The organism is Cellulosimicrobium cellulans, assembly GCF_042723955.1.
Taxonomy (GTDB): domain Bacteria; phylum Actinomycetota; class Actinomycetes; order Actinomycetales; family Cellulomonadaceae; genus Cellulosimicrobium; species Cellulosimicrobium cellulans_H.
On sequence record NZ_JBHXIC010000092.1, the window covers coordinates 1 to 14,310 of the forward strand.

Below are 14,310 nucleotides of genomic sequence, written 5' to 3' on the forward strand. Positions count from 1 at the left end.
CCCCTCCCGCCCCCCCCCGCTCGCGCCCCCACCCCTCGCGCCGATTTTCTGTTTTGTGTGGCGAGCCGGGTACGGCGGCTGGGTGGGCTAGAGGTGCTTGGCACACTATTTTTCTACGAAGTGACATAGGGTCGTCGGATGAGCGACAACACTCCTCGGCCTCCGGTCGTCCGCCAGCTCCGCCTCGTCGTGGAGGCAGCCGACTACGACGCCGCCCTCGCCTTCTACCGCGACGTCCTGGGCCTCCCCGAGCGCATCGCGTACGCCGATGGCGAGGACGACCGGGTGGCGATCCTCGACGTCGGGCACGCGACGCTCGAGATCGCGAACCCCGCCCACAAGCGCGCGATCGACGACGTGGAGGTCGGGCGCCAGGTCGCGGGCCACCTCCGGGTCGCGTTCGAGGTCGACGACGCGAGGGTCGCCACCGACCGTGCGGTCGAGGCCGGGGCGGAGCTCGTCGCTCCCCCGACCCGCACCCCGTGGGGCTCGCTCAACTCACGGCTCGACGCCCCCGCCGGCCTCCACGTCACCCTGTTCCAGGAGCTCGGCGGCGAGGAGGGCGTCCCGCCCGGCGTCGTCGCCGAGCCCGGGGCCCGCGACGATCCCGCTCCCGACGGGCGCTGACGCCTCGACCCACGCCCGGCGGACCTGCTCGAAGCGCGTCGGCAGCGGCGCCCGCACGGCGCCGTAGCGGGCGTTCGTCCGGTGCACGAACCGCCGCCACGAGAGCACGAGACCCTGCTTCGTGATGGGCAGGCCGCTCGACACCGTGACGCCGTTGTCGTGCGTGTGGTGCACCGTGAGCAGCAGCGCGCGCGGCACCGATCCCTCGAGGTCCGCCGCGAGCACCTCGCGCACGGCCATCCAGCGCCGCAGCACCACGACGACGCTCGCGCTGAGCACGTGCTCGCGGACCGTGCGGTGCTTGCCGTGCGTCAGGACGACCCTCCCCTCCCCCGCGCGTGCCGTCGCAGGACCGAGGTCGATCGCGTCCGCGGTGCAGCGCAGGAGGTCGCCGTACCGGGCGCCCGTCGCGCGCGTGAGCCCGGCGATCACAGCGAGCCGCACCGTCTCCGGCTTCGCCGACTCCACCATCGCCTCGGTGGCGAGCGTCCGCCACACCCACTCGGCCTCGTCGAGCGAGACCGTCGGTCGGGGATAGCGAGACGGCGAGGCCGCGGGGCGGGCGGCCGCCTCGTCAGAGCCGTCGTGGGGTGGGGCGGTGGCGTCGGTGGTCACGGAGCAAATCTAGCCGCTTGGCACACTATTACGGCCGGAACGCGCCGAGAGCGGCGCGCGGAGGAAGCGGCCTGTCACGCGAGATTGAATACCTATGCATATTGGCGCATACTTTGACCATGTCCAAGGTTCTCACCTCCCTCCCCGTCGGCGAGCGCGTCGGGATCGCGTTCTCCGGCGGCCTCGACACGTCCGTCGCCGTCGCCTGGATGCGCGACAAGGGCGCCGTGCCCTGCACCTACACCGCCGACATCGGCCAGTACGACGAGCCCGACATCGCGTCGGTGCCGGGACGCGCCACCGCGTACGGCGCCGAGGTCGCGCGCCTGGTCGACTGCCGCGCGGCGCTCGTCGAGGAGGGCCTCGCGGCCCTGGCCTGCGGTGCGTTCCACATCCGCTCCGGCGGCCGCGCGTACTTCAACACCACTCCCCTGGGCCGCGCCGTCACCGGCACCCTGCTGGTGCGCGCGATGCACGAGGACGACGTGGAGATCTGGGGCGACGGGTCCACGTTCAAGGGCAACGACATCGAGCGGTTCTACCGCTACGGCCTGCTCGCCAACCCGGCACTGCGCATCTACAAGCCGTGGCTCGACGCCGACTTCGTCGCCGAGCTCGGTGGCCGCAAGGAGATGTCGGAGTGGCTGCTCGCCCATGACCTCCCCTACCGCGACAGCACCGAGAAGGCCTACTCGACGGACGCCAACATCTGGGGCGCGACCCACGAGGCCAAGACGCTCGAGCATCTCGACACCGGCATCGAGACCGTCGACCCGATCATGGGCGTGCGGTTCTGGGACCCGTCGGTCGAGATCGCGACCGAGGACGTGACGATCGGCTTCGTCCAGGGCCGTCCCGTCACGATCGACGGGCGCGAGTTCGAGTCCGCCGTCGACCTGGTGAACGAGGCCAACGCGATCGGCGGCCGCCACGGTCTCGGCATGTCCGACCAGATCGAGAACCGCATCATCGAGGCCAAGAGCCGGGGCATCTACGAGGCACCCGGCATGGCGCTCCTGCACGCCGCGTACGAGCGCCTCGTCAACGCGATCCACAACGAGGACACCCTCGCGCAATACCACACCGAGGGCCGCCGCCTGGGCCGCCTCATGTACGAGGGTCGCTGGCTCGACCCGCAGGCGCTCATGATCCGCGAGTCGCTCCAGCGCTGGGTCAGCACCGCCGTCACGGGCGAGGTCACGCTGCGCCTTCGCCGCGGCGAGGACTACTCGATCCTCGACACCACCGGGCCGGCGTTCAGCTACCACCCGGACAAGCTCTCAATGGAGCGCACCGAGGACTCTGCGTTCGGTCCCATGGACCGGATCGGCCAGCTCACCATGCGCAACCTCGACATCGCCGACTCGCGCGCCAAGCTCGAGCAGTACGCCGGCATCGGCATCGTCGGCACCGCGCACGCGGCGCTCATCGGGGCAGGGGCCGGGGCGACGACGGAGCTCATCGGCGCGATGCCCGAGGGCGGCGCCGAGGTCATCGCGTCGCGCGGCATGGCTGAGGGCGACGACGCGCTCCTCGACCGGGCCGCCATGGAGTCGGGCACGGACTGACCCGACCCGGCCACGCACAGCGGGACGACGACGCACGGCCGCGGAGACCGGCTCTCCGCCGCCGTGCGTCGCGCTTCCGGCGGCTGGTCTCCTCTCGCAGGCGGGCGTGGTGCCTGGCGGTGCACGGTTAGGCTCGCGGGATGAGCGCGGGCACCGGTGAGCTGTGGGGCACGATCGCCGGACCGGTCGACCACGAGCTCGTCGTCAAGAAGTCCCGGTTCCTCACGCACCTCTCCCCCGTCGCGTCCGTCGCCGACGCGGACGCCGTGATCGCCCGCATCCGCAAGGAGCACTGGGACGCGCGGCACCACTGCGTCGCCCTCGTCGTGGGCGCGCACGCCGACCAGCAGCGCTCCACGGACGACGGCGAGCCCTCCGGCACCGCGGGAGTCCCCATGCTCGAGGTGCTGCGACACCGCCAGGTCACCGACGTCGTCGCGGTCGTCACGCGCTACTTCGGCGGCGTGCTGCTCGGCGCGGGCGGGCTCGTCCGCGCGTACTCCTCCGCGGTGAGCGAGGCGCTCGACGTCGCGCGGCGCGTGCGCCGCGCGGTCCTGACCGAGGTGCGCGTCGACGTCCCGCACGCCGACGCCGGCCGTCTCCACGGCGTCCTGCGCGACTGGGCCGCCCAGCACGACGGCTCGCTCGACGCCGTCGTCTACGGCTCCGAGGCGGAGTTCACCGTCCTCGTCCCGCCCACCGAGCTCGACCGGTTCGACGCCGACCTCGCCGCCGCCACCTCGGGCACCCTCACGGCCCAGCGCGGCACCGACCGCGTCGTCGACCTCCCCGCCTGAGCACAACCGTCGAGGTAGAACCCTGGTTGCGCGACCACGGTTCTACCTCGGGAGACCACGGTTCTACCTCGGGAGACCGCAGTTCTACCTCGGGAGACTCGAGTCCGCTCTCGGCGTCAGTCGCTGAGCCCGTCCGGGCCGACGACGGCGCCGTCGGGGACGCGCGAGGAGCCGCCCGGGTCGGCGAGCTCGGCGTCGCCGGTGACGGTGACCCCCGAGCCGAAGGTCCAGTCGCCGCGGACGGTCAGCGAGCGCGCTGCGCGCATGGAGGGCGTGCCGTCGTCGAACCGGGCGTCGAACGCGGCGATGGTCTTGTAGTAGGCCGGGTCGAGGTCGACGAGCGGCGCGTCGGTCCGGGCGACGAACCGGTACCGGTCGTCGAGGTCGTAGACGTCGGAGCGCAGGACGAGGAGGTCGTTCGTCGTCTTGACCGGCAGGAAGCGGTCGCGCCCGACCTCGATGGCGAGGGCGCCGTCGAACACCTCGACGGCGGCACCCATCGCGGACTCGATCTGCACGACCTCGGGCGACGAGGAGTCGGTCGGGTCGACGGTCTTGGTGTTCCTGATGAGCGGGAGCTCGAGCACGCCGCCGGTGCGGTCGAGCTCGGCCGCGAGCGCCTCCAGGTCGAACCAGAGGTTGTTGGTGTTGAAGTACCGGTGCGTGCTGATGTCGGCGGCGGCGTCCTGGTCGTCGGCCGGGGTCTGGGCGGTCTCGCGCAGGACGAGGCGTCCGTCGCTGCGGCGCACGACGAGGTGGCCGCCCTTGCGGTCGGCGGGGGTGCGGCGGGCGACCTCGGCGGCGAAGGGGGCGCCGCTGGCGGCGAACCAGCCGGCCATGGCGGCGTCGGGGGCGGCACCGAGGTTGTCGGAGTTGGAGACGCTGGCGTACCGGTAGCCGGCGTCGAGGAGGGCGCGGAGGGCGCCGGAGGCGTAGAGGGCGGTGTAGAGGTCGCCGTGGCCGGGCGGGCACCACTCGAGCTCGGGGTCGGCGGGCCAGTCGACGGGGGTGAGGTCGTCGGCGCGGAGCTTGGGCTCGCGGTTCTGGAGGAAGTCGAGCGGGAGGCCGGTGACGGGGAGGTCGTCGTGGGGGGCGAGCGCGCTGAGGGTGTCGTCCTGGGTGCGGAACGAGTTCATGAGGAGCAGGGGCAGGGGTGCTCCGGTGGCGTGCCGGGCGGCGCGAACCTGGGCGACGATGACGTCGAGGAAGGTGAGGGGGCCGCTGCCGGGGCGCTGCGGGTCGGCGTCGCGCACGGTGAGGAGGGACTTGGCGCGGTCCATGCCCATGGAGGTGCCGAGGCCGCCGTTGAGCTTGATGATCGCGGTGCGCTCGAGGGCCTCGCGGGCCGCGTCGTCGGGGACGTCGAGCGCGTCGCGGCGGGTGACGTCAGTGAGGGGCTCGACGTCCGCCTCGGGGATCATGCCGGTCGCGCCGGACTCGAGGAGCCGGTAGAAGCGGGTGAAGACGTCGATGGCGGCGGGGGCGACTCCGGCGTCGCGCATGCGGTCGGTGGACTGGGTGAGGCCCTGGCTGCTCATGGCTCGATCGTAGGGGCGGGGGCCTGCTCGGGGCAGGGCGGCGGGAGCCCGCCGCGCTCGGGTGAGACACGGGTCACACGCCTACCGTGGGGGGATGGCGGACGGGTGGCCCGGCCGCGCGGCGAAGTGGCTGGGGTCGTGGTTCTGGGCACCGGACTACGACGTGGCGCGCGAGGTGCTCCAGCGGGGCACGGCGGCGGTGCTGGTGGTGGCGTTCGTCGTGGTGGTGCGGCAGTGGCGGCCCCTGCTGGGCGAGCACGGGCTGCTGCCGGTGGGCGTGTTCGTGGCGCGGACGTCGTGGCGGGACGGGCCGAGCGTGCTGCGGCGGTGGTGCTCGGACCGGTTCGTGGTGGGGATGGCGTGGTGCGGCGTCGTGCTCGCGGGGCTGCTCGTGGTGGGGGTGCCGCAGCGGGGCCCGTGGTGGGTGACGACGCTCGCGTTCCTGCTGCTGTGGGTGGCGTACCTGTCGGTGGTGAACGTCGGGCAGCGGTTCTACGGGTTCGGCTGGGAGTCGCTGCTGTGCGAGGTGACGTTTCTCGTGGGGTGGCTGGGTTCGTCGGGCGGGGGCGTCGCTCCGCCGGTGCTGGTGCTGCTCGCGGCCCGATGGTGCCTGTTCCGGGTGGAGCTCGGTGCGGGGCTCATCAAGATCCGCGGCGACCGGGTCTGGCGGGACCTGACGGCGCTGTACTACCACCACGAGACGCAGCCGCTGCCCGGACCGTTCTCGTGGCACGCGCACCACCTGCCGCGGTGGTGGCACCGGGTGGAGGTGGCGGGCAACCACGTGACGCAGCTCGTGGTGCCCTTCGTGCTGTTCGCGCCGCAGCCGGTGGCGAGCGTGGCGGGCGGCGTCGTGGTGCTGACGCAGGCGTGGCTGCTCGTGACGGGGAACTTTGCGTGGCTGAACTGGCTGACGGTCGTGCTCGGGCTGGGCGTGGTGAGCGACGGCGCGTGGGCGGCGGTGGGGTCGTGGCTGGTGCCGGCGCTCGGGAGCGGGGAGCGGGTGCCCGACGGCGGGGCGGACCTGGGCGGCCCGGCCGCCCTGGTCGTGGCGGTGCTGGGGGTGTCGGCGCAGCTGCTCGCGCTGAGCGTGCGCCCGGCGCGCAACCTGGTCGCGCGCCGCCAGCTCATGAACGCGAGCTTCGAGCCGTTCCGGCTCGTCAACGCCTACGGGGCGTTCGGCTCCGTGTCGCGGCGGCGGGACGAGGTCGTGGTCGAGGGGTCGACAGCCCGTTCCCCCGGTCCGGACGACTGGGTCGAGTACGCGTTCCGCGGCAAGCCGGGCGACGTGCACCGCCGACCGCCGCAGGTCGCGCCGTACCACCTGCGGCTGGACTGGCAGATGTGGTTCCTCGCGCTCGGGTCGCCAGGGACGCGGTGGTTCGAGGTGCTGCTGCTCCGGCTCCTGGAGGCCGACCGCCCGACCCTGCGCCTGCTCGCGGCGGACCCGTTCGTGGACGACCCCGCTGGCCCGGCCCCGCGGTGGGTGCGGGCCCGCGTCTTCCGCTACCGGTACACGACGCGCGACGAGCGGCGGCGCTCGGGCGACTGGTGGGTGCGCGAGGAGCGCGGCCAGCTCGTCGACCCGATCGACCGCGCGCGCCTGCGCCGCCTCCTCGGCCCGGAGGCCTGACGCGGGCCGCTCGTCCGCGTGCGGCCTCCCCTACTCGAAGCGGGAGGGGTCGCCCGCGCCCACGCGGACGACCTCGGGGGCGCCGTCGGAGAAGTCCACGACCGTCGTCGGCTCGCTCCCCCGCTCGCCGCCGTCCACGACGGCGTCGACGACGTGGTCGAGCTCCTCCTTGATCGCCCACCCGTCCGTGAGCGCCGTCGTGGAGCCGGGCAGGATGAGCGAGCTCGACAGGATGGGCTCGCCGAGCGCGGCCACGATGGCCTGCGCGACCGCGTCGTCGGGGATGCGCACGCCGACGGTCTTCTTCTTGGGGTGGGCGAGGCGGCGCGGCACCTCGGACGTCGCGCGCAGGATGAAGGTGTACGGGCCGGGCGTGGCGGCCTTGATGGAGCGGAACGCGGAGTTGTCGACCATGACGAAGTGGCCGAGCTGCGCGAAGTCCGCGCACACGAGCGTGAAGTGGTGCCGGTCGTCGAGGTGGCGGATCCGGCGGATGCGGTCGGCGCCCTCCCGGTCGTCCATGCGGCACCCGAGCGCGTAGCCGGAGTCGGTCGGGTAGGCGACGAGCCCACCGTCCTCGAGGAGGGCGACGACCTGCGCGATCGCGCGCGGCTGCGGGTTGTCGGGGTGGACGTCGAGGTAGCGGGCCATGCTCCGAGCCTAGGCCCGTCCACCGCGCGGGCCCGGCGCTCGTGCTCGGCGTGCCGTGACCGCGACCGCGACGCGAGCTACCCCGGCAGGTGCGCGGCCACGCGGCGCAGCTCCGCCGGGCTCGCGTTGCCGCCCGAGCACACGACGCCCACCCGGCGTCCGGTGAACCGCCCCGGGTCGGCGAGCACCGCCGCGAGCGCCGCCGCCCCCGCGCCTTCGGCGACGGTGTGCGCGGCGGTGAGGTAGAGCGCCGCCGCGCGGTCGATCGCGTCGTCGTCGACGAGGACGAAGTCGGCCAGGTGGTCGCGCAGCATCGCCTGGGTGAGCGCGAACCCCGTGCCGGTCGCCAGGCCTTCGGCCCGCGAGGTGTTCGGTCGCGCGAGGAGGTCTCGGGCGCGCCAGGAGTCGTGCGCGGCCGGTGAGGCGGCGGACTGGACGGCGACCACGTCGAGGTCGGGGGCGAGCGCGCGGGCGACAAGACACGCGGCCGCGGCGCCGCTGCCCCCGCCGACGGGCACGACGAGCACGTCGAGGTCCGGCGCGCGTTCCAGCAGCTCGAGGAATGCGGTCGCGACGCCGGCGACGAGCAGCGGCTCGTTGGCGGCGCTGACGAGCCGGGACCCGTCCTCGCCCGCGAGCGCCGTGGCGTGCTCGCGGGCGTCGTCGAACGTGGCGCCGGCGAGGACGAGGCGGGCGCCGAGGTCGCGGACGGCGTCGGCCTTGGTGGGGTTGGGGTCGGTGGGCATGACGATGGTGCAGGGGGTGGCGGTGGTGCGGGCGGCGTGGGCGACGGCCTGCGCGTGGTTGCCGGTGGAGAAGGCGGTGACGCCGAGGGCGCGCTCGTCGGGCGCGAGGCGCAGCAGGAGGTTGAGGGCGCCGCGGACCTTGAACACGCCGGTGGGCTGGAGGTTCTCGTGCTTGACGACGACGTTCGCCCCGGTGGCGCGGTCGAGCGCGGCGTAGGTGCGCGCAGGGGTGGGGTCGAGGTGTGCGGCGAGGAGGCGGCGGGCGTCGAGGACGTCGCGCATCGTGGGCGGGGCGAGGTCTGCGGGGGCCATGCGTCCACGGTCCCGCGCGGCGTCCCATAGGTCCAATGCCTGTTCTGAGTGTTTCTATCGATCGGATCTATGCTTCGTCGGTGAAAGAGTCGAGATGGACCTGACCCGGCTGCGCGTGCTGGCGGCGGTGGCGCGGGAGGGATCGGTGACGGCGGCGGCGCGGTCCCTGCACTACGCGCAGCCGTCGGTGAGCCACCACCTGGCGCGCCTGGAGGCAGAGGTGGGCGTGCCGCTGCTGGAGCGGCACGGGCGCGGGGTGCGTCTGACGGCGGCGGGTCGGCTCCTCGCCGCACGGGCGGAAGAGATCCTGGGGCGCGTGGGCGCGGCGCGGGACGAGCTGGACGCGCTGGTGTCGCTCTCGGCGGGCCGGGTGCGCCTGGCGGCGTTCCCGTCGGCGCTGGCGACGCTGGTGCCCGACGTCGTGGCGCGGCTCGCGCGGGACCATCCGGGCCTGGGCGTGGGGCTGGTGGAGGCGGAGCCGCCGGAGGCGCTGGACGCGTTGCGGCGTGGCGCGGCGGACGTGGCGCTGGTGTTCGAGCACGACCGCTCCCCCGTCGACGTGGAGGGTCTGCGCGCGGTGCCGGTGCTCGCCGAGGAGCTGTTCCTCGTGCGGGCGGCGGACGACGCGGCACCCACCGGCGGGGACGGGAGCGCGCCGGGGGCGGACCCCGTGCTCGCCGACCTCGCGCCGCTCGCGGACGCGGCATGGATCGCGGGCTGCGAGCGGTGCCGCGCCGACCTGGTGGGCCGGTGCGAGCGGGCGGGCTTCACCCCACGGGTCGCGTTCGAGACGGACGACTACGTCGCGGTGCAGTCCCTCGTGGCGGCGGGGGCCGGGGTCTCGCTCCTGCCGGCCCTGGCGCTGCGTGCCCACCGCGACCCGCGGGTGGACGTGCGGGCCCTGCCCGGCGCCGCACGCCGGGTGCTCGCGGTCACGTACGGGGAGCGGCCCTCCCCCGGTGCGGCGGCCGTCGTCGACGGTCTGGTGCGCGCCGCGGCGTGAGGTCGCGGCGCGGGTGCGCTCCCCGGGCACGCGTGGCACGCTCGCCTCGTGCCGCAGAACACGACCCAGGGGACCAGCGCGAGCATCGCCGTGCCGGCCGACGTGCCCGAGCCGCAGCCCGTCCTGGGCGGGCTCACCGAGTCCGCGGTCTTCCTCGTCGTCAGCGCCACGGGGTCGCCCGGGTCGCGTGCGCGCCTGCTGGACGTGGCGTCGTCGGTGAACGACCTCGTGCGCGCGGTCGGGTTCCGCCAGTCGGCGGCCGGGCTCACGTGCGTCGTCGGGCTCGGCTCGGCGTTCTGGGACGCCGTGCGCCCGCCCGGCGCGCCGCGGCCCGAGGGCCTGCACCCGTTCCGGGCGGTGCAGGGCGCCGTGCACGACGCCCCGTCGACCCCCGGCGACGTGCTGTTCCACATTCGCGCCGACCGTGCCGACCTCACGTTCGAGCTGACCCGGCAGGTCATGGCCGCGCTCGGCGACGCGGTGCGCGTCGACGACCACGTCACCGGCTTCCGCTACTTCGACTCGCGTGACCTGCTCGGCTTCGTCGACGGCATCGAGAACCCGACGGGACGGTCGGCCGCCGGCGCCGCGATCATCGCGGACGGGCCCTTCGCGGGCGGCAGCCACGTCGTGGTGCAGAAGTACGTGCACGACCTCGCGGCCTGGGGCGCGCTGCCCGTCGAGGCGCAGGAGCGCATCATCGGGCGGACCAAGCTCGACGACGTCGAGCTCGCGGACGACGTGCAGCCGCCGGACTCGCACGTCTCGCTCAACACGATCGTCGACGACGACGGCACCGAGCGCGACGTCCTGCGCGACAACATGGCGTTCGGCGACCCGTCCACGGGCGAGTTCGGCACCTACTACATCGCGTACGCCGCGGACGTGGGCGTCGTGGAGCGCATGCTGGACAACATGTTCGTGGGGAACCCGCCGGGCCGGTACGACCACATCCTCGACGTGTCCACCGCGCTGACGGGGACGTCGTTCTTCGCCCCTTCGCTCGACCTGCTCGAGGCGCTGGCCGACGACGCCCCGGAGGTAGCCGGCCAGGACACGCCCGCCGACCCGGGTCCCGCGGTCGCGGGACCCTCCGCACCCGCCACCACCGCGCCCGTCGGGTCCCTCGCGATCGGGTCGCTGAAGGGAGAGCCGTCGTGAGCACCTCGGAACCGGACCTGGGCTCGGTCGTCCCCACGAGCGGCGCCGGCGCGCCCGGGGACTCGAACCTGCACCGCTGGCTCGCGCCCGTCACGGACGCGGCGTGGGAGGAGATCGCCGACGAGGCGCGGCGCACGTTCGTGCGCAACGTCGCCGGTCGGCGTGTGGTCGACGTGACCGGCCCGCTCGGCTTCGGCACCGCGTCCGCCCGCACGGGCCACGTGACCGACGTCGAGGCGCCGCACGACGGCATCCGGGCGCGCCTGCGCGACGTCGTGCCGCTCGTCGAGCTCCAGGTGCCGTTCACGGTGTCCCGGCAGGCGGTCGACGACGTCGCGCGGGGCTCCAAGGACTCGGACTGGCAGCCCGTCAAGGACGCGGCCACCGCGCTCGCACGCGCCGAGGACCGCGCCGTGTTCGAGGGGTACGCCGCCGCCGGGATCCGCGGCATCGGCCCGGGGTCGGACAACCCCCCGATCGCGGTCCCCACCGACCCGCGCGACCTGCCGGACGCCGTCGCCGCCGCGCAGACCGAGCTGCGCCTCGCGGGCGTGGAGGGCCCGTACGCGCTCGTGCTCGACGCCGACCTGTACACCGCGGTGTCCGAGACGCGCGACCACGGGTACCCGATCCGCGAGCAGCTCGAGCGCATGGTGCAGCGCGACATCGTGTGGGCTCCCGCGCTGCGCGGCGGCTACCTGCTCACCACGCGCGGCGGGGACCACGAGCTGACGATCGGGCAGGACGTGTCCATCGGCTACCTCGACCACACGGCCGACGAGGTGCGCCTCTACCTGTTCGCCTCGCTCACGTTCCAGACCTACACCGCCGAGGCGTCCGTCCACCTCACGCGCTGACCCGCGTCCCGGGTTCGCGTCCGCCGACTCCTCCGCCGCCCGCTCAGCCCGCGAGGACGACGGCGGGCGCCGCGAGCACGAGCAGCACGACGCACACGCCCGCCACCGCCATCGACAGCGCGAACGGGGCACGGCTGCGCGGTCGCACCACGCCCACGACCCCGGCGGCGACCGCGAGCCCGACGGCCACCCCGCCCAGCGCCCCCCGCACGGCGTCGGGCGCGCCGGGCGGTGCGAGCACGACGAGCACCGAGGCGACGCCGAGCAGCACGGGCGCGAGCACGGAGCTCGCCCGCCGACCGAGCCGGTGCGGCAGGCCTCGTACCCCGGTCGCGGCGTCGTCCTCGAGGTCGGGCAGCGTGTTCGCGACGTGCGCGCCCACGCCGAGCAGAGCCGCGGCCGCCACCGCCCACGGCGCGGGCCGACCGTCACCCGGCGCCGCCAGCACGACGAACACCGCGAGCAGCCCGAACGAGAGCGCGTACGGGGCCCAGGACCACCACGTCGCCTTGAGCAGCGCGTTGTAGGACCACGCGCTCGCCACCGCGACGACGTGCACCAACCCCGGCACCACGCCCGTCGCGAGCGACAGCACGACGCACGCGGCGAGGGCCACGAGCGCCGCCGTGCGCAGGGTCGCGGGCGTGACGAGACCGGTCACGACGGGCTTGTCCGCGCGCCCGACCGCGAGGTCGCGCCGCGCGTCGAGCCAGTCGTTGCTCCACCCGACGGAGAGCTGGCCGACGAGGACCGCGAGCGCGACGAGCGTCGTCGTGCGGGCGCCCGCGCCGATCCCGACCGAGAGCGCGAGGGCGAACGCGGTGACCATCACGGTCGGCGGGAAGTGGCTCGCGACGACCAGCCCCCGCACGAGCCCCCGCGGGCGACCGGTCACCATGGCGGCAACCTAGCCCGCCGGCGGGCCCCGCGCCCGGCACCGGAGCCGGGTACCTCCCCCCGCGCGGGCCGACCGGGCCGGTGGGACGATGCGGGCATGTCGCGCGTCGTCGCCGTCGGGACCTCTCTGCCCGACCATGCGTACCGCCAGGACGAGATCTCCCGGGTCACGAGCGAGCTGCTCACCGACGACCCGGTGCGCCGCGCGCTCACGCGCCGCCTGCACGCCCACGCGGGCGTCGAGACACGTCACCTCGCGCTGCCGATCGAGGACTACGGCGGGCTGTCGTTCGGGTCGGCCAACGACACGTTCCTCGCGCTCGGCACGGACCTCGCCGAGCGGGCGTGCCGAGCCGCGCTCGACGACGTGGGGCTGCGCGCGGGCGAGGTGGACCACGTCGTCCTGACGACCGTCACGGGCGTGGGCGCGCCGACGCTCGACGTGCTCGTGGCAGGCCGCCTCGGCCTGCGCACCGACGTGCGGCGCACGCCGTCGTTCGGGTGGGGGTGCGCCGGGGGCGCGGCGGGCCTCGCCCGGGCCGACGACCTGCTGCGCGGGCGGCCGCGCGACGTCGCGCTCCTCGTCGCGGTCGAGCTGTGCTCCCTCACGCTGCAGCGCGGCGACCCGTCGACGGCGAACCTCGTCGCGTCGGGCCTGTTCGGCGACGGTGCGGCGGCGGCCGTCCTCGTGGGCGACGAGCACCCGCTCGCGCGGCGCCCCGGCCCGTACGGGCGGGCCGCGCGCGACGGCGGGCGGGCGCGGGGGGCGCGCGTCGTCGACTCCCGCTCGCACCTGCACCCGGGCACGACGGGTGACCTGGGGTGGCGCGTCGGCGACACGGGGTTCGAGATCGTGCTGTCCGCGCGCCTGCCGGAGCTCATCGGCGCGCACCTGCTCGGGGACGTCAAGGCGCTCCTCGCCGAGCACGACCTCGAGCCGGCCGACGTCGGCGCGTGGGTCGTGCACGCGGGCGGCCCGCGCGTCCTGGACGCCGTGCGCGACGCGCTGGGGCTCGCGGAGGAGGACCTCGCGCTGAGCCGGGCCTCGCTGCGCGACGTCGGGAACCTGTCGTCCGCGTCCGTGCTGCACGTGCTCGCCGCGACGCTCGGGCGCCACCGCACGCCGTCCGGCACGCCCGCCGTCCTCATGGCCTTCGGCCCCGGGGTCAGCACCGAGCTGGTGCTCCTGCGCCTCGACGGTCGCGGGGCACCGCGCTCGGGGGCGCGCGGATGAGCCTCGCCTGGTACGTCGCGCTCGTCGGCGCCACGGCCGTCGAGCGGCTCGCGGAGCTGGTCGTCTCGGCGCGCAACGCCCGCTGGTCCTTCGCGCGCGGCGGCGTCGAGTCGGGACGGGGGCACTTCCCCGCCATGGTCGCCCTGCACACCGGCCTGCTGCTCGCGTGCGTCGCCGAGGCGTGGCTCGCCGACCGGCCGTTCCTGCCCTGGCTGGGCTGGCCCATGCTCGTCCTGGTGCTCGCGAGCCAGGGCCTGCGCTGGTGGTGCATCGCGACGCTCGGTCCGCGGTGGAACACGCGCGTCATCGTCGTGCCCGGGCTCCCGCTCGTGGCACGGGGGCCGTACCGGTGGCTGCGGCACCCGAACTACGTCGCGGTCGTCGTCGAGGGCTTCGCGCTGCCGCTCGTGCACTCGTGCTGGGTCACGGCGCTCGCGTTCACCGTCCTCAACGCCGTGCTCCTGGCGCGGTTCCGCATCCCGGCCGAGGAGCGCGCGCTCGCGCTCGCCACCGCGGGCGGGACCCGCCCGGCGTCGTCGTGACCGTCGCGCGCACCGACGTGCTCGTCGTCGGCGGCGGGCCCCGCGGGGTCGCCGCCCCGCGGCACGCCCCCCCCGCCCGGCCACAACTCGGCGGTGTCGACCCTCGCCCGGGCGGCTACGACAAAGGGT

13 protein-coding genes are annotated in these 14,310 nt (G+C 74.9%); 9 read left to right on the plus strand and 4 right to left on the minus strand.

Features of this window, described 5'->3' with window-relative positions; translation table 11 throughout:
• The first annotated feature begins 138 nt into the window (after window positions 1-138).
• From ACFWH7_RS18105 to ACFWH7_RS18115, 3 genes are all read left to right on the plus strand, one after another.
• Complete coding sequence (locus ACFWH7_RS18105) at window positions 139-627, plus strand: VOC family protein (protein ID WP_378218560.1); 489 nt, start codon at window positions 139-141, stop codon at window positions 625-627.
• 734 nt (window positions 628-1,361) lie between these two features.
• On the plus strand, window positions 1,362-2,810 hold the full coding sequence (argG, locus tag ACFWH7_RS18110; RefSeq protein ID WP_378218562.1) for an argininosuccinate synthase: 1,449 nt from the start codon (window positions 1,362-1,364) through the stop codon (window positions 2,808-2,810).
• A 140-nt stretch (window positions 2,811-2,950) separates the two neighbouring features.
• On the plus strand, window positions 2,951-3,607 hold the full coding sequence (locus tag ACFWH7_RS18115) for a YigZ family protein (RefSeq protein WP_378218564.1): 657 nt from the start codon (window positions 2,951-2,953) through the stop codon (window positions 3,605-3,607).
• A 116-nt stretch (window positions 3,608-3,723) separates the two neighbouring features.
• Here ACFWH7_RS18115 and ACFWH7_RS18120 read toward each other — a convergent pair whose 3' ends face one another.
• Window positions 3,724-5,145, minus strand: coding sequence for a UTP--glucose-1-phosphate uridylyltransferase (locus ACFWH7_RS18120; RefSeq protein WP_378218566.1), 1,422 nt, complete (start codon window positions 5,143-5,145; stop codon window positions 3,724-3,726).
• Window positions 5,146-5,239: 94 nt separating this feature from the next.
• Here ACFWH7_RS18120 and ACFWH7_RS18125 point away from each other — a divergent pair, with 94 nt between their 5' ends.
• Window positions 5,240-6,778, plus strand: a complete 1,539-nt coding sequence (locus ACFWH7_RS18125; RefSeq protein WP_378218568.1) for a lipase maturation factor family protein — start codon at window positions 5,240-5,242, stop codon at window positions 6,776-6,778.
• A 30-nt stretch (window positions 6,779-6,808) separates the two neighbouring features.
• Here ACFWH7_RS18125 and ACFWH7_RS18130 read toward each other — a convergent pair whose 3' ends face one another.
• Together ACFWH7_RS18130 and ACFWH7_RS18135 are read right to left on the minus strand one after the other, a co-directional pair.
• Window positions 6,809-7,429 carry an L-threonylcarbamoyladenylate synthase gene (locus ACFWH7_RS18130; protein ID WP_378218570.1) on the minus strand — a complete coding sequence of 207 codons (621 nt, stop codon included), beginning with the start codon at window positions 7,427-7,429 and terminating at the stop codon, window positions 6,809-6,811.
• 77 nt (window positions 7,430-7,506) lie between these two features.
• The gene (locus tag ACFWH7_RS18135; RefSeq protein ID WP_378218572.1) at window positions 7,507-8,487 is read right to left on the minus strand and encodes a threonine ammonia-lyase; all 981 of its coding nucleotides are present in this window, start codon (window positions 8,485-8,487) and stop codon (window positions 7,507-7,509) included.
• A 94-nt stretch (window positions 8,488-8,581) separates the two neighbouring features.
• Here ACFWH7_RS18135 and ACFWH7_RS18140 point away from each other — a divergent pair, with 94 nt between their 5' ends.
• From ACFWH7_RS18140 to ACFWH7_RS18150, 3 genes are read left to right on the plus strand one after another with little or no spacing between them, the layout of a single operon-like run.
• Window positions 8,582-9,490, plus strand: coding sequence for a LysR family transcriptional regulator (locus ACFWH7_RS18140; protein WP_378218574.1), 909 nt, complete (start codon window positions 8,582-8,584; stop codon window positions 9,488-9,490).
• 48 nt (window positions 9,491-9,538) lie between these two features.
• Window positions 9,539-10,651 carry a Dyp-type peroxidase gene (locus tag ACFWH7_RS18145; protein WP_378218576.1) on the plus strand — a complete coding sequence of 371 codons (1,113 nt, stop codon included), beginning with the start codon at window positions 9,539-9,541 and terminating at the stop codon, window positions 10,649-10,651.
• Entirely contained in the window at window positions 10,648-11,508 is an 861-nt protein-coding gene (locus ACFWH7_RS18150; RefSeq protein WP_378218578.1) for a family 1 encapsulin nanocompartment shell protein, read from the plus strand. Before ACFWH7_RS18145 ends, ACFWH7_RS18150 begins: the two co-directional genes overlap by 4 nt.
• Window positions 11,509-11,551: 43 nt before the next feature.
• Here the strand turns inward: ACFWH7_RS18150 and ACFWH7_RS18155 are convergent, their stop codons facing one another.
• Window positions 11,552-12,406: a UbiA family prenyltransferase gene (locus tag ACFWH7_RS18155; RefSeq protein WP_378218580.1), complete on the minus strand. Its 855-nt coding sequence runs from the start codon at window positions 12,404-12,406 to the stop codon at window positions 11,552-11,554.
• A gap of 96 nt (window positions 12,407-12,502) precedes the next feature.
• Here ACFWH7_RS18155 and ACFWH7_RS18160 point away from each other — a divergent pair, with 96 nt between their 5' ends.
• Together ACFWH7_RS18160 and ACFWH7_RS18165 are read left to right on the plus strand one after the other, a co-directional pair.
• On the plus strand, window positions 12,503-13,639 hold the full coding sequence (locus ACFWH7_RS18160) for a type III polyketide synthase (RefSeq protein ID WP_378218582.1): 1,137 nt from the start codon (window positions 12,503-12,505) through the stop codon (window positions 13,637-13,639).
• Complete coding sequence (locus ACFWH7_RS18165) at window positions 13,636-14,181, plus strand: isoprenylcysteine carboxyl methyltransferase family protein (protein ID WP_378218584.1); 546 nt, start codon at window positions 13,636-13,638, stop codon at window positions 14,179-14,181. The genes ACFWH7_RS18160 and ACFWH7_RS18165 overlap by 4 nt, the downstream gene beginning before the upstream one ends.
• Window positions 14,182-14,310: the final 129 nt, after the last annotated feature.

What these genes read in the sequence shown, in the direction of transcription:
- ACFWH7_RS18140 (WP_378218574.1), top strand. Translation starts at nt 8,582, where the DNA reads ATGGACCTGACCCGGCTGCGCGTGCTGGCGGCGGTGGCGCGGGAGGGA.
- ACFWH7_RS18125 (WP_378218568.1), top strand. Translation starts at nt 5,240, where the DNA reads ATGGCGGACGGGTGGCCCGGCCGCGCGGCGAAGTGGCTGGGGTCGTGG.
- argG (WP_378218562.1), top strand. Translation starts at nt 1,362, where the DNA reads ATGTCCAAGGTTCTCACCTCCCTCCCCGTCGGCGAGCGCGTCGGGATC.
- ACFWH7_RS18130 (WP_378218570.1), bottom strand. Translation starts at nt 7,429, where the DNA reads ATGGCCCGCTACCTCGACGTCCACCCCGACAACCCGCAGCCGCGCGCG.
- ACFWH7_RS18160 (WP_378218582.1), top strand. Translation starts at nt 12,503, where the DNA reads ATGTCGCGCGTCGTCGCCGTCGGGACCTCTCTGCCCGACCATGCGTAC.
- ACFWH7_RS18155 (WP_378218580.1), bottom strand. Translation starts at nt 12,406, where the DNA reads ATGGTGACCGGTCGCCCGCGGGGGCTCGTGCGGGGGCTGGTCGTCGCG.
- ACFWH7_RS18115 (WP_378218564.1), top strand. Translation starts at nt 2,951, where the DNA reads ATGAGCGCGGGCACCGGTGAGCTGTGGGGCACGATCGCCGGACCGGTC.
- ACFWH7_RS18105 (WP_378218560.1), top strand. Translation starts at nt 139, where the DNA reads ATGAGCGACAACACTCCTCGGCCTCCGGTCGTCCGCCAGCTCCGCCTC.
- ACFWH7_RS18165 (WP_378218584.1), top strand. Translation starts at nt 13,636, where the DNA reads ATGAGCCTCGCCTGGTACGTCGCGCTCGTCGGCGCCACGGCCGTCGAG.
- ACFWH7_RS18120 (WP_378218566.1), bottom strand. Translation starts at nt 5,145, where the DNA reads ATGAGCAGCCAGGGCCTCACCCAGTCCACCGACCGCATGCGCGACGCC.
- ACFWH7_RS18135 (WP_378218572.1), bottom strand. Translation starts at nt 8,487, where the DNA reads ATGGCCCCCGCAGACCTCGCCCCGCCCACGATGCGCGACGTCCTCGAC.